The following is a 13,610-nucleotide window of genomic DNA, read 5'->3' on the forward strand; positions in this document are numbered from 1 at the left end:
AGGTCGCTCACAGGCGCGGCAGATTCGGGCGGTCCGGCCTGTGTGCCAGCCGGATAGGGTGGTTGGGTCTGTCCATCAGCTGGAGCGAGGCTCACGTGTTCGACACCCTGCAAGACCGCCTGGCCGCGACGTTCAAGACGTTGCGCGGCAAGGGTCGGCTGTCCGACGCCGACATCGACGCCTCCGCGCGGGAGATCAGGGTTGCGCTGCTCGAGGCTGACGTCAACCTGGCCGTGGTCAAGGACTTCGTGGCCGCCGTCAAGCAGCGGGCCCGCGACGAACAGCTCTCCGGCGCCCTCAACCCGACCCAGCAGATCATCAAGATCGTCAACGACGAGCTGGTCGACATCCTCGGCGGCGAGACCCGGGTGATCCGCTTCGCCAAGCGGCCGCCGACGGTGATCATGCTCGCCGGTCTGCAGGGTGCCGGCAAGACGACCCTGGCCGGCAAGCTGGCGCTCTGGCTCAAGAACGAGGGCCACTCGCCCTTGCTCGTCGCCTGCGACCTGCAGCGGCCGAACGCGGTCAACCAGCTGCAGGTGGTCGGCCAGCGTGCCGGCGTCCAGGTGTACGCACCCGAGCCCGGCAACGGGACGGGGGATCCGGTCGCCGTGGCCAAGGCGTCCATCGCCGAGGCCGAGCGCCGGCTCTTCGACGTGGTCATCGTCGACACCGCCGGCCGGTTGGGCGTCGACGCCGAGCTGATGCAGCAGGCCGCCGACATCCGGGACGCGGTCAACCCGGACGAGATCTTGTTCGTCGTCGACGCGATGATCGGCCAGGACGCGGTCAACACCGCCAACGCGTTCGCCGAGGGCGTCGGCTTCGACGGCGTCGTGCTGACCAAGCTGGACGGTGACGCCCGCGGTGGCGCCGCACTCTCGATCGCCCGGGTGACTGGCAGTCCGATCATGTTCGCCTCCAACGGCGAGCAGCTGAAGGACTTCGACGTCTTCCACCCCGACCGGATGGCCAGCCGCATCCTCGGGATGGGCGACATGCTCACCCTGATCGAGCAGGCCGAGAAGACCTTCGACGCCGACCAGTCGGCCAAGGCTGCCGCCAAGCTGACGTCCAAGGGCGGCGGGGAGTTCGGCCTCGCGGACTTCCTGCAACAGATGCAGATGGTCCGCAAGATGGGCCCGCTCTCCAAGATCTTCGGGATGCTGCCCGGGATGGGTGAGATCAAGGACCAGATCAACAACATCGACGAGCGCGACGTCGACCGGATTGAGGCGATCATCCACTCGATGACGCCGAAAGAGCGCGACGACCCCAAGATCATCGACGGCTCCCGCCGGGCCCGGATCGCCAAGGGCTCCGGGGTCGAGGTCAGCGAGGTGAACGGACTGGTCAACCGCTTCTTCGAAGCCCGCAAGATGATGAGCTCGATGGCGAACGGCAAGATGCCCGGGATGCCGGGCCTGCCCGGAGCGAGTGGCGGGGCCAAGAAGCAGCCGGTGAAAGCGGCCAAGAAAAAGAACGCCCGCGGCGTCTCCGGCAACCCGGCCAAGCGCAACGCCCCCCAGCCGGCGGTCACCGCGGGCGACCCAGCCGCCGCGTTCGGCGCCGACACCTTCGGCCAGGCCGCCCCCTTCGACCAGGCCGCGATGGAAAAGGCGATGGCGGACTTCCAGCTGCCGCCCGGGCTGCGCGGCCGGCTCGGCAAGTAGTGCCGCCAGCGCCACGGCTGCACCTGCAGGGCTGCGTGCTGCCCGCGGGCGAGCAGCAGGACCTGTGGGTGGTGGACGGCGTGGTCCGGACCGAACCGGTCCGTGACGCCGAGACCGTGGTCACCGGCGGCTGGCTGATGCCGGGGCTCGTCGACGCCCACTGCCACGTCGGGCTCGAGATGTCGGGAGCCGTCCCCGACGAGGTGGCCGAGCAGCACGCCCTCAGCGAGCGGGCTGCCGGGGCACTGCTGCTGCGGGACGCCGGGTCTCCCGCGGACACCCGCTGGATCGACGACCGCGACGACCTGCCCCGGCTGATCCGCGCCGGCCGGCACATCGCCCGCCCCAAGCGCTACCTGCGCAACTACGCCGACGAGGTCGAGCCCGACGACCTGGTTGCCACGGTCGAACGGCAGGCGGCCCGCGGCGACGGCTGGGTCAAGATCGTCGGCGACTGGATCGACCGCAGCCTCGGTGACCTCGCGCCGCTCTGGCCGGTCGACGTGGCCACCGCGGCCATCCGCCGGGCGCACGAGCTGGGCGTCCGGGTGACGGCGCACGTCTTCGGCGAGCAGGCCGCGGCCGAGCTGGTGGCGGCCGGGATCGACGGCATCGAGCACGGCACCGGACTGACCGACCCGGTGATCGCGGAGATGGCCGAACACCAGGTGGCGCTGGTCCCGACCATGGTCCAGCTGGAGAACTTCGAGTCCATCGCCGCCAGTGCCGAGGCGAAGTTCCCGACCTACGCCGCCCACCTGCGGGCCCTCTACGCGAGCCGGGTCGACGTCTTGGGCCGGGCGTACGACGCCGGGGTGCCGATCTACGCCGGGACCGACGCCGGTGGCTACCTGCCGCACGGCCTGGTCGGGTCGGAGATGGCGGCCCTCGCGGGTTTCACCTCGCCCGCGTACGCGCTCGGCGCCGGTTCGTGGCGGGCCCGGGAGTGGCTGGGCCGGCGTGCTGAGCTGACCGAGGGCGCGCCGGCCGACCTGGTCGTCTTCGACGCCGACCCCCGGACCGACCTGGCCGTCTTGGCGCACCCCCGCGTCGTCATCCTGCGGGGACGTCTCGTTGGCTGAGCACCGGCTCCGCGCGTGGGCGCTGACCCTGCTGCTGCTGGTCAGCGCCACCTGGCTGGTGCCGCTGCCGACGGCCGCGGCGGCTGAGACCGTGAACGAGCAGTCCTTCACCGTCGCCGGCACCCCCGAGTCCGACGGTCGGCCGGTCACCCTGGACGTCAGCCTGCTGACCACCGACCCGGCCGCGGCCCGGCCGGCCATCGTGCTCGCGCACGGGTTCGGCGGGACCAAGAACGACAGCCTGCCGGTCGGTCGCGAGCTGGCGCAGGCCGGTTACGCGGTGATCACCTACACCGCGCGCGGCTTCGGCGCCTCCGGCGGCCGGATCCACCTGGACGCCCCGGCGTACGAGGGGGCGGACGCGATCAAGCTCGTCGACTTCGCCGTCACCCGGCCCGAGATCCTCATCGTCGACGGCGACCCGGTGATCGGCTTCGCCGGCGCCTCCTACGGCGGGGCCATCTCCCTGGTCGCCGCCGCGCTCGACCCGCGGATCGACGCGATCGCGCCCGCTTTCACCTGGAACAGCCTGGTCCAGTCCCTCTTTCCGCAGAGCACGGTGACCGGTCCGCCCGTCTCCCTGGCCGACGTGCCCGCCGACCAGCCGGGGGTGTTCAAGCAGCGCTGGGCGTCGCTGTTCTTCCTGAGCGGTTCCAGTGGCAGCGCCCCCAGCAGCGAGGGCGACGAGGCGGCACTCTGCGGCCGCTTCGACCTGAACCTCTGCCGCGCCTACCTGAAGACCGCGCAGAGCGGTCGGCCCGACGCCGAGCTCGTCCGGCTGCTCCGGGCGTCCGGACCCGCCGGCTTGCTGGGGCGAGTACACGCCCCGACGCTGCTGATCCAGGGCGAGCAGGACACGCTCTTTCCGCTCGACCAGGCCGACGCCAACCTGCGTGGCCTGCCCGCAGACACCACCGCCCGGATGCGCTGGGTAACGGGCGGCCACGACGCCTCGATCTCGGTCGAGGACCAGCTCGACTCCATCGAGGCCTGGTTCGCTCGCTACCTCCAAGGCGACCAGAGCCCGACCGACACCAGCTTCGCCGTGACTGTGCCGCAGACCTCGTTGGTGGGTGCGGCGGGGGACAGCGAGCCGACCACCCTCGTTGCGCCCGGCTATCCCGGCCGGGGCGTCGCCACCGACACCGAGACCCTCGGTCTGGCCGGCGACCGCCAGTCGGTGCTGTCCCCGCCCGGCGGCACCCCGGCCGCCCTGACCAGCCTGCCCGGTACCGGCGGTGCGCTCGCGGCCGCGGCGGGGATCGCCGGGTACGGGCTCGGGGTGCTACCCGGCCGCTCGGCCACCTTCACCACGACTCCGCTGACCGCCCCGCGGGCCCTGGTCGGCAGTGGCCGGGTGCAGCTCGAGGTCACCAGCAGCACGGCGACGGCCACCCTGTTCGTCTCGCTCTGGGACCTCGGCCCGGACACCGTGCCGACCCGCGGCGCGCCCTCGGCCGACGACACCGCCGACGCCGCCGGGCAGTCCACAGGCCCGCAGCCGAGCTCGGCGGTCCTGCCCGGCGCGGCCGTCTCCCCGGTCCGGCTCAGCGGCCTCACCCCCGGCCAGCCGCGACGGATCGAGGTCGCGCTCCCGACCGTCGCTGCGCAGGTGCCCGTCGGGCACCGGCTGCAGGTCGTCGTCTCCAGCACCGACCAGGCGTACGCGGTCCCGGCCGCCGCGGCGGTCTACACGGTGCAGCTCGCCCCCGAGACGGCGCTGACCCTGCCCCGGCTGAGGGCCGAGGCTGCGGGCGGAGGTCGGTTGCAGGTGCCGCTCGCGCTCGTGATCGTGGTCGGGGCGTTGGCCGTGGCGGCCGTCGCCGCGCTCGTGGTGTTCTGGCTCCGCCGCCGGGCCCGGCACCCACGGGCTGATCTTGCCGATCTGCCGCTCGCGGTCGAGGGCCTGGTCAAGACCTACGGCGACGGATTCAGGGCCGTCGACGGTGTCTCGTTCACCGCGGGCCGCGGCCAGGTCGTCGGGCTGCTCGGGCCGAACGGGGCGGGCAAGACCACCACGATGCGGATGCTGGTCGGGCTGATCCGGCCGGACTCCGGTGCGGTCTACGTGGCCGGCGAACCGATGCACGCCGGCGCGGACGCCTTGGGCGAGGTCGGCGCGCTGATCGAGGGTCCCGGCTTTCTGCCGCACCTCACCGGCCGTGAGAACCTCGCCGCGTACTGGCAGGCCACCGGTCGCCCGCTCGAGGACGCGTACCTGGACGAGGCGCTGGCCATCGCCGACCTCGGCGGCGGCCTCGACCGACGGGTCCGGGGCTACAGTCAAGGGATGCGGCAGCGGCTGGGCATCGCCCAGGCCATGCTCGGCCGGCCCCAGCTCCTGCTGCTCGACGAACCCACCAACGGGCTCGACCCGCCGCAGATCCTGGCGATGCGGAGGGTGCTCGCCGACTACGCGGCGGGCGGCCGTACGGTCCTCATCTCCAGCCACCTGCTGGCGGAGGTGGAGCACAGCTGCTCCCACGTCGTCGTGATGAACCGTGGCCGGGTCGTGCTGACCGGTTCGGTCGCCGAGCTGACCGCCCGCGACGACGTCACCCTGGTGGGGCTGGCGCCGGACGCCGACCACGCGGCGGCGCAGGCGGCGCTGACCGGGCTCGGCCTGGTCGTCGCCCTCGAGGACGGTCTGCTACGGGTGAGCGGTGACCGGCCGCGCGCCGAGATCGTCGCGGCGCTGGTCGGTGCGCGTGTCGGGGTGGAGAGCGTCGACGGTCGCCGTCAGCTCGAAGAGGTCTTCATGGGGCTGGTCGGCGCCCCGGCTGCCGCGACGTCAGGAGCAGCCGATGACTGACACCGCGACCGCACCGCGGATCCGCAGCCGGCCGTTGCCGCTGCGGGCGGAGATCCGTCGCCAGCTGCGCCGCCGCCGCACCCAAGGCGTCGGAGCGGTGATCCTGGTGCTGCCGCTGATCCTGGTCGGCGCGTTCGCACTCGGTTCGAGTGACGCCGGGCCCGGCGCGCGCGGCTTCGTCGACCTGGCCCAGCAGAGCGGGGCCAACCTGACGGTGTTCACCCTGTTCGCCTCCACCGGCTTCCTGCTCATCGTGGTCGTGGCGCTCTTCGCGGGCGACGCCGTCCCCGCGGAGGCGAGCTGGTCGAGTCTGCGCTACCTGCTCGCCGCCCCAGTGCCGCGGGAACGGCTGCTGCGACAGAAGCTGACCGTCGCCGGTCTCTCCAGCCTTGCTGCGCTGGTGCTGCTACCGGTGTGGACGCTGCTGGTCGGCGGGGTCGCGTACGGGTGGGGCGCCTACGTCGGCCCCACCGGGGACCAGATCGGCTGGCCGGCGCTGATCGGCCGGTTCGCGGTCATCGTGGCCTACCTGGCCGTCGAGCTGACCGTGGTGGCCGCGTTCGCGTTCGCCCTCGGCGTCTTCACCGACGCGCCGCTCGCCGCCGTCGGGGGAGCGGTGCTGCTGATGATCCTGTGCGCGATCCTCGACAGCATCACCGCGCTCGGTGACCTGCGCCGCGGCCTGCCCGGCCACTACGCCTTCGCCTGGGCCGACGCCCTTGCCCCCACCATCGACTGGTCCGCGATGGCCACCGGCGCGCTTTGGTCGCTCGGGTACGCGATCGTCGCGATCGGGGTCTCGGTCTGGCACTTCCTCCGCAAGGACATCACGAGCTGATGCCCCGTCGCCCAGACTCCACCGTCTCCGTCCTGGTGCTCGACGACCACGACGTGATCCATCGCGGTTTCCGTGACCTGCTGGCGAGCCGGTCCGACCTGTCGCTCGTGGGCTCCGCGGCCACGGCGGCCGAGGCGCTGGCCTTGGTGCCCCAGCTGCGGCCGGACGTGGTGGTCGTCGACGTCCACCTCCCCGACGGCAACGGCGTGCAGGTCTGTCGTCGGCTGCGGTCGGAGATGCCGCAGCTGAGGTGTCTGATGATGACCTCGGGCAGCTCGGACGACGCCGAGTTCGCCGCCCGGCTGGCCGGCGCCGCCGGGTTCGTGACCAAGCACGCCTCCGCCGAGGAGATCATCGACGCTGTGCTGCGGGCCGCCGGCGACGGGGCCGAGATGGACCGCTCCCGTTCCGCCGAGCTCTTGGCCTACCTCCCGGTCGAGGGCACCGACGGCAGCGCCGCCCCGCGGCACCTGATCGCCGCCGCTGAGCTCGCGCAGCTCGGGGAGCGTCAACGACAGATCCTCCAGCTGGTCCTGCAGGGCTGTACCGACGCCGAGATCGCCGAGCAGCTCGCGGTGCCTGAGACCACGGTGGTCAGCCAGATCACGGTTCTCTTCACCTCTCTCGATCTGCAGCGCCGGCTGCGCGAGGCCTCCGTCGAGGCCAACCGCATCCCGTAGGCGGAGATCTCCTCGGCGAGCCTGTGCTAGGCCGTGCGCAGGTGCTCGCCGAAGAAGGTCTCGATCCGGCGCCAGGCGTCCGCGGCGGCGACCGGTTCCGGCCCGCCGTGGGCCAGCCGCATCAGCGGCCGGATCAGCGCCGGTGCGTTGTTGGTCGCGTTGAGGAAGCTGTGGCCGGCGTTGGGGTAGACCTCAAGGTCGTGGGTGACGTTGTTCTTCTCCAGCGCGGCCTGCAGCCGAGGCACCTGCTTGACCAGCTGAGCGTCGAGACCGCCGTAGCTGGCCACCACCGGGCAGGCGCCGCTCAGCACCTCCTCGACGTCGGCCGGGATCATGCCGTAGTTGACCGAGCTGGCCTCGTAGCCCTCGGAGGAGAGCAGCAGGGCAAACCCGCCGCCCAGGCAGAAACCGATCACGCCGACGCGGCCGTTGCCCTGGGCGTCGTGGAGGAGCTCCTCGCGGGCCCGGCCGAGCAGGTCGAAAGCCGGACCGGAGCGCGCGCGCAGCGCCTTGAAGACCGCGATCATGCACCTCAGCCGCGGGCCCTCCCCGAACAGGTCGGGCGCGATCACCACGAAGCCGGCCGCGGCGAGCCGGGCGGCCTGGGACCGCAGCTCGGCGTCGATGCCCCAGGCCTCGTGGATCATCACCACGCCCGGCCAGTCCTTGCCGGTCGTGGGTCGCACCACGACGGCGAGGCGGTCGTCCAGGCGGGTGTCGGTCGCGACGGTCTCCATGGCGGCAGCGTAGGCCGGTTCGGTGAGAGTCTGGTGTCAGGCTGCCGCCGTCGGTTCGCGTCCCGCCCCCGGCTCTGGCAGACTGTTGGCCGCATCTGTGTCGTAGGCGCCCTCTCATCGTCGGTACGGCACGGGTTCACCCGAGACGCGGAGCCGGTGCTTTCCCCGCCGTGGCCCACGCCTCACCCATCTCGCGGCCGGACGACGTCCGGTCTCGTCTCACACAGGAGAAACCACACACGTGGCTGTCAAGATTCGTCTGAAGCGTCTGGGCAAGATCCGGTCGCCGCACTACCGCATCGTCGTTGCTGACTCCCGCACCAAGCGGGACGGTCGGGCCATCGAGGAGATCGGCAAGTACCACCCCAAGAACGACCCGTCCGTGATCGAGGTGAACTCCGAGCGGGCCCAGTACTGGCTCTCCGTCGGCGCTCAGCCGACCGAGTCCGTGGTCGCGCTGCTGAAGCGTACGGGCGACTGGCAGACCTTCTCGGGCGACACCTCGCCGTCCGGCGTGACCCCGCAGCCGGAGAAGAAGAACAAGACCGACCTCTTCAACGCGGCCCTCGCCGAGGCCGGCAGCGAGCCGTCCAGCGCGGCCATCTCCCGCCGTTCCGGTGGGCGGGGCACGACCGAGGGCACGCCGACCGAGGCTGCGGACGCCGCCGAGGCCGGCGTGGCCGACGCCAGCACCGAGACCCCGGCCGCCGGAGCCTGACGTGCTGGCCGACGCGCTCGAGCACCTGGTCCGCGGCATCGTCAGCCACCCGGACGACGTCGTCGTGTCCGACAAGGACCTGCGTCGCGGTCGGATGCTCGAGGTGCGGGTCAACCCCGAGGACATCGGCAAGGTGATCGGCCGGTCCGGCCGTACGGCGACCGCGTTGCGGACCGTCGTCGGCGCTCTCGCTGGTCGGGACCAGATCCGGGTCGACTTCGTCGACGTGGACAAGGGTCCGCGCCGCAGCCCCGGCGGTCCCCGCCGCGGCTGACCGCTCCTGCTCCACCGACGACGCCCCGAACCCGTAGCCCGGGTGTCGGGGCGTCGTCGTCTCCTGACTCATCCTCGACCACACGACAGGACGGCATGGCGAACAGCATCGAGGTCGTCGTCGGCGCGATCGGCCGGGCCCACGGCATCCGCGGCGACGTGGCGATCGACGTCCGGACCGACGAGCCCGAGCTCCGCTTCGCCGTCGGGGCCGTCCTGCGGGCCGAGAACGGCCTGCGGCGTTTCACCATCGCCATGTCCCGCGAGCACTCAGGTCGGCTGCTCGTCCACTTCGACGAGCTCGGCGACCGTACGGTGGCCGAAGCCGCGCGCGGCACCGTGCTCGTGGTCGACGTCGACGCCGATGAGCGACCCCCCGCCGAGGACGAGTTCTACGACCGGCAGCTGATCGGGCTGCGGGCGGTCGCCGCGGACGGGACCGAGATCGGTCCTGTCCTGGCGGTACTGCACCTGCCCCTGCAAGACACGCTCGAGATCTCCACCGCCGACGGCGTCCGGCTGGTGCCGTTCGTCACCGAGGTGGTGCCCCGGGTCGACCTCGCCGCTGGCGAGCTGTACCTGGCCGACGTGCCCGGCCTGCTCCGCGACCTCGAGGACGAGCCCGACGAGCCGACGCAGGGCTGACGCGTGCGTATCGACATCGTCTCGATCTTTCCGGACTACCTGGCGCCGCTGCAGCTCTCGCTGGTCGGCAAGGCCGCGCGGACCGGACTGGTCGAGCTGGCGGTGCACGACCTCCGCGACTGGACCCACGACCGGCACCGCACCGTCGACGACACCCCGTACGGCGGTGGAGCCGGGATGGTGATGCGGCCCGACGTCTGGGGTGAGGCGCTGGACGCGTTGGTCCCGGCGGCGGACGCGGCGGCGGACCCGTTGCTCGTGGTGATGACGCCGTCCGGCGAACGCTTTCGCCAGCCGGTGGCCGAGCGGCTCGCCGTCGAGACCCACCTCGTGATCGCCTGCGGGCGCTACGAGGGCATCGACGCCAGGGTCGTCGAGCACGCCCGCGGCCGGATGCGGGTGCTCGAGCTCAGCGTCGGGGACTACGTGCTGAACGGCGGCGAGGCGGCCGCCCTGGCCGTGGTCGAAGCCGTGGTCCGGCTGGTCCCCGGCGTGATCGGCAACCCGGAGTCGCTGACCGAGGAGTCCCACGCGGCGGGGCACGACGGCCTGCTGGAGTACCCCGTCTACACCAAGCCGCCGACCTGGCGCGGCCTCGACGTGCCCGAGGTGCTGTTCTCGGGCCACCACGGCCAGATCGCCGGCTGGCGGCGGGACCAGGCCGTGGCCCGGACCCGCGAACGGCGGCCGGACCTGCTGCCCGCAGGGCTGCGGGAGACCGTGATCGGTCCGGCCGAGGAGACCGACGCCGGCGAGCTGTGGACGCTGCAGCAGGCGGCGTACCTGGTCGAGGGCCGGCGGCACGGCACCTTCGACCTGCCGCCGCTGACCGAGACCCTGGACGAGCTGCGCGCCGCGTTGGCCGACCAGACGGTGCTCGTCGCCCGGTCTGGTTCCCGGTTGATCGGCTCCGTCCGCGGTGAGCTCGAGGGCGTCGACACCTGGTACGTCGGCCGGCTGATGGTGGCGCCGGACCGTCAGGGTGCCGGGCTCGGCGGTCAGCTGATGGACCGGATCGAGGAGCTCGCCCCTCCCACCGCACAACGGTTGCGGCTGGTGACCGGTGAGCACAGCGCCAGCAACCTTGCCTTCTACGCCCGGCGCGGCTACCGCGACGTGGGCCGTCGCCACCACCCCTCCTCGGTCGTCGTGGTGCTCGAGAAGGCCCTCCCGCCCCCCTGACCGCCCACGACGCCCGGGCGGCCCGAGCGCGGGAGCAGCGTCGCAGACGCCTCCGACCGTTCTCCGCCGGCGAGGGGCACATGGATGCACCGGCCGACGTGGCGAAAAACACCAGTATGTGAGGTGGCCTTATTAGTCAACTGTCGGAGGGGAGTTCTAGGGTTGCCATCGTGGCAACGACAACACTGACCCCGACGCAGCGGGCGGTCAGAACGACGGTGGCGCTCAAGGCGCTGATGGCGGTGAGCGGGCTGATCATGGTGGGCTTTCTGCTTGCCCATATGTACGGCAATCTCAAGGTCTTCGCGGGCCAGGAGTCCTTCGACGGCTACGCCCACCACCTGCGCACGATCGGCCAGCCGATCCTGCCGTACGCCGGCCTGCTGTGGATCATCCGCGTGGTGCTGCTGGCCTCGGTCGTCGGCCACGCCTACGCGGCCGTCAAGCTGTGGGCGCGGGCCAAGAGGGCACGCGGCGGCGGCAACACCAAGCGCTACCAGTCCACCAAGGGCCGCACCGGGGTCCAGCGCACCTACGCCTCGTTCACGCTCCGCTGGGGCGGCATCGTGATCTTGCTGTTCGTCATCTTCCACTTGTTGCAGTTCACCTGGGGCACCGTCCACCCGGGCGGCGCCTCCGGCAGCCCCTACCAGCGGGTCGTCAACGGCTTCGGCGTCTGGTGGGTCGTGGTGGCCTACACCGTGGCCATGATCGCGGTCGGTTTCCACCTGCGGCACGGCATGTGGAGCGCCCTCACGACGCTGGGGGCCAACACCTCAGCCATCGCGAGGCGTCGGCTGAACCTCTTGGCCTACGCCGTGGCCGGCGTCATCACCGCCGGCTTTCTTCTCCCCCCGTACAGCATCCTGCTGGGATTGGTGAGCTGACATGAGCGACGACGACCGTACGAGCCTGACCGACGGGATCGCCGACGCCGCCCGGCGGGCGGTGTCCGGCGTCAAGGACCTGGTGTCCCTGGACGCTGACTCCTTCTACGCCGAGGGCGACGACATCGCCGACACGAAGGCGCCGAACGTCCCGATCGAGCGGCGGTGGGACGAGCGCAAGTTCAACGCCAAGCTGGTCAACCCGGCCAACCGACGCAAGCTCAGCATCATCATCGTCGGTACCGGCCTGGCCGGGGCCTCGGCGGCGGCCACGTTGGGTGAGGCGGGGTACAAGGTCACGACCTTCTGCTACCAGGACTCGCCGCGCCGCGCCCACTCGATCGCCGCGCAGGGCGGGATCAACGCGGCGAAGAACTACCGCAACGACGGCGACTCGGTCTACCGGCTCTTCTATGACACGGTCAAGGGCGGTGACTTCCGCTCGCGGGAGTCCAACGTCTACCGGCTCGCCGAGACGAGCGTGCAGATCATCGACCAGTGCGTGGCCCAGGGCGTGCCTTTCGCCCGCGAGTACGGCGGCCTGCTCGACAACCGCTCGTTCGGTGGCGTGCAGGTCTCCCGGACCTTCTACGCCCGCGGCCAGACCGGCCAGCAGCTGCTGATCGGCGCCTACCAGGCGCTGGAGCGTCAGATCGCGGCCAAGACGGTCGAGATGCACACCCGGCACGAGATGCTCGAGGTGATCGTCATCGACGGCAAGGCGCGTGGCGTCGTCGTCCGCGACATGGTCACCGGCGAGCTCGAGACCCACTTCGCCGACGCGGTCGTGCTGGCGACCGGCGGCTACAGCAACGTCTTCTTCCTCTCGACCAACGCCATGGGCTGCAACGTCACCGCGACCTGGCGGGCGCACCGCAAGGGCGCGCTGTTCGCCAACCCGTGCTTCACCCAGATCCACCCCACCTGCATCCCGGTGTCGGGGGAGTACCAGTCCAAGCTGACGCTGATGAGTGAGTCGCTCCGCAACGACGGCCGCATCTGGGTGCCGAAGAGCGGTGAGGACAAGCGCGACCCGCGCCAGATCCCCGAGGACGAGCGGGACTACTACCTGGAGCGGATCTACCCCTCCTTCGGAAACCTGGTGCCGCGCGACATCGCGTCCCGGGCGGCCAAGAACGTCTGTGACGAGGGCCGCGGGGTCGGCCCGGGTGGGCTCGGGGTCTACCTCGACTTCGCCGACGCGATCAGCCGGCTCGGCCAGACGGCGGTGGAGAACAAGTACGGCAACCTCTTCGACATGTACGCCCAGATCACCGGCGAGAACCCGTACCAGACGCCGATGCGGATCTACCCGGCCGTGCACTACACGATGGGCGGGCTGTGGGTCGACTACGACCTGCAGTCCACGATCCCTGGCCTGTTCGTGGCCGGGGAGGCCAACTTCTCCGACCACGGCGCCAACCGGCTCGGGGCGAGCGCGTTGATGCAGGGCCTGGCTGATGGCTACTTCGTGCTGCCGAACACCATCAACGACTATCTGGCCGCCGGCCCGTTCGCCAAGGTCGACGAGACCCACCCGGCCGCCGTCGAGGCGGTGACCGCCGTCCACGACCGCGTCGAGACGCTGCTCTCGATCCGCGGCAGCCGGACGGTCGACTCCTTCCACAAGGAGCTCGGCCACATCATGTGGGACTACTGCGGCATGGAGCGCAGCGAAGAGGGGCTGCGCAAGGCCATCACCCGGATCCGCGAGCTCAAGACCGAGTTCTGGTCCGACGTGCTGGTGCTGGGCACCGGCGAGCAGCTCAACCAGGCGCTCGAGCGGGCCGGCCGGGTCGCCGACTTCATCGAGCTGGGCGAGCTGATGTGCATCGATGCGCTCGTCCGGCGCGAATCATGTGGTGGGCACTTCCGTGCGGAGTCCCAGACCGAGGACGGTGAGGCGTTGCGGCACGACGACGAGTACGCCTACGTCAGCGCCTGGGAGTTCGGCGGCGAGAACGGCAGGCCGGTCCTGCACAAGGAACCGCTGGTGTATGAGAACGTCGAGATGAAGCAACGGAGTTACAAGTGACGATCACCACTGGGCACAAGAACGCGGCGTCACAGGTCCAGGCCTCGG

12 protein-coding genes are annotated in these 13,610 nt (G+C 71.4%); 11 read left to right on the forward strand and 1 reads right to left on the reverse strand.

The annotated features are described in order from the left end of the window. Positions 1–95 precede the first annotated feature (95 nt). Genes ffh through ACFE76_RS07990 form a run of 5 tightly spaced genes read left to right on the forward strand, consistent with a single transcriptional unit; the run spans position 96 to position 7,085 of the window. Positions 96–1,673: a signal recognition particle protein gene (gene ffh / locus ACFE76_RS07970; RefSeq protein WP_375431243.1), complete on the forward strand. Its 1,578-nt coding sequence runs from the start codon at positions 96–98 to the stop codon at positions 1,671–1,673. Next, entirely contained in the window at positions 1,673–2,755 is a 1,083-nt protein-coding gene (locus tag ACFE76_RS07975; protein WP_375431200.1) for an amidohydrolase family protein, read from the forward strand. Before ffh ends, ACFE76_RS07975 begins: the two co-directional genes overlap by 1 nt. Next, on the forward strand, positions 2,748–5,567 hold the full coding sequence (locus ACFE76_RS07980) for an alpha/beta fold hydrolase (protein ID WP_375431201.1): 2,820 nt from the start codon (positions 2,748–2,750) through the stop codon (positions 5,565–5,567). The genes ACFE76_RS07975 and ACFE76_RS07980 overlap by 8 nt, the downstream gene beginning before the upstream one ends. Continuing rightward, a complete protein-coding gene (locus tag ACFE76_RS07985) occupies positions 5,560–6,405 on the forward strand; it encodes an ABC transporter permease (protein WP_375431202.1) in 846 nt (281 codons plus the stop codon). The genes ACFE76_RS07980 and ACFE76_RS07985 overlap by 8 nt, the downstream gene beginning before the upstream one ends. After that, a complete protein-coding gene (locus ACFE76_RS07990; RefSeq protein ID WP_375431203.1) occupies positions 6,405–7,085 on the forward strand; it encodes a response regulator in 681 nt (226 codons plus the stop codon). Before ACFE76_RS07985 ends, ACFE76_RS07990 begins: the two co-directional genes overlap by 1 nt. Before the next feature lie 26 nt (positions 7,086–7,111). Here ACFE76_RS07990 and ACFE76_RS07995 read toward each other — a convergent pair whose 3' ends face one another. Then, the gene (locus tag ACFE76_RS07995) at positions 7,112–7,822 is read right to left on the reverse strand and encodes a dienelactone hydrolase family protein (RefSeq protein WP_375431204.1); all 711 of its coding nucleotides are present in this window, start codon (positions 7,820–7,822) and stop codon (positions 7,112–7,114) included. Between the two features lie 241 nt (positions 7,823–8,063). On the opposite strand from ACFE76_RS07995, the gene rpsP reads away from it, so the two are divergent. The 6 genes from rpsP to ACFE76_RS08025 all read left to right on the forward strand — a co-directional run bounded on the left by rpsP (position 8,064) and on the right by ACFE76_RS08025 (position 13,562). Continuing rightward, positions 8,064–8,540 carry a 30S ribosomal protein S16 gene (gene rpsP / locus ACFE76_RS08000; RefSeq protein ID WP_375431205.1) on the forward strand — a complete coding sequence of 159 codons (477 nt, stop codon included), beginning with the start codon at positions 8,064–8,066 and terminating at the stop codon, positions 8,538–8,540. Position 8,541: 1 nt separating this feature from the next. After that, the gene (locus ACFE76_RS08005) at positions 8,542–8,814 is read left to right on the forward strand and encodes an RNA-binding protein (protein WP_375431206.1); all 273 of its coding nucleotides are present in this window, start codon (positions 8,542–8,544) and stop codon (positions 8,812–8,814) included. 95 nt (positions 8,815–8,909) lie between these two features. Further along, positions 8,910–9,458 carry a ribosome maturation factor RimM gene (gene rimM / locus ACFE76_RS08010; protein WP_375431207.1) on the forward strand — a complete coding sequence of 183 codons (549 nt, stop codon included), beginning with the start codon at positions 8,910–8,912 and terminating at the stop codon, positions 9,456–9,458. 3 nt (positions 9,459–9,461) lie between these two features. Continuing rightward, on the forward strand, positions 9,462–10,640 hold the full coding sequence (gene trmD, locus ACFE76_RS08015) for a tRNA (guanosine(37)-N1)-methyltransferase TrmD (RefSeq protein ID WP_375431208.1): 1,179 nt from the start codon (positions 9,462–9,464) through the stop codon (positions 10,638–10,640). A gap of 170 nt (positions 10,641–10,810) precedes the next feature. Next, the gene (locus tag ACFE76_RS08020; RefSeq protein ID WP_375431209.1) at positions 10,811–11,527 is read left to right on the forward strand and encodes a succinate dehydrogenase cytochrome b subunit; all 717 of its coding nucleotides are present in this window, start codon (positions 10,811–10,813) and stop codon (positions 11,525–11,527) included. 1 nt (position 11,528) lies between these two features. Next, the gene (locus tag ACFE76_RS08025) at positions 11,529–13,562 is read left to right on the forward strand and encodes a fumarate reductase/succinate dehydrogenase flavoprotein subunit (protein WP_375431210.1); all 2,034 of its coding nucleotides are present in this window, start codon (positions 11,529–11,531) and stop codon (positions 13,560–13,562) included. Positions 13,563–13,610: the final 48 nt, after the last annotated feature.

This window comes from uncultured Friedmanniella sp., from assembly GCF_964244005.1.
Lineage (GTDB): Bacteria > Actinomycetota > Actinomycetes > Propionibacteriales > Propionibacteriaceae > Microlunatus.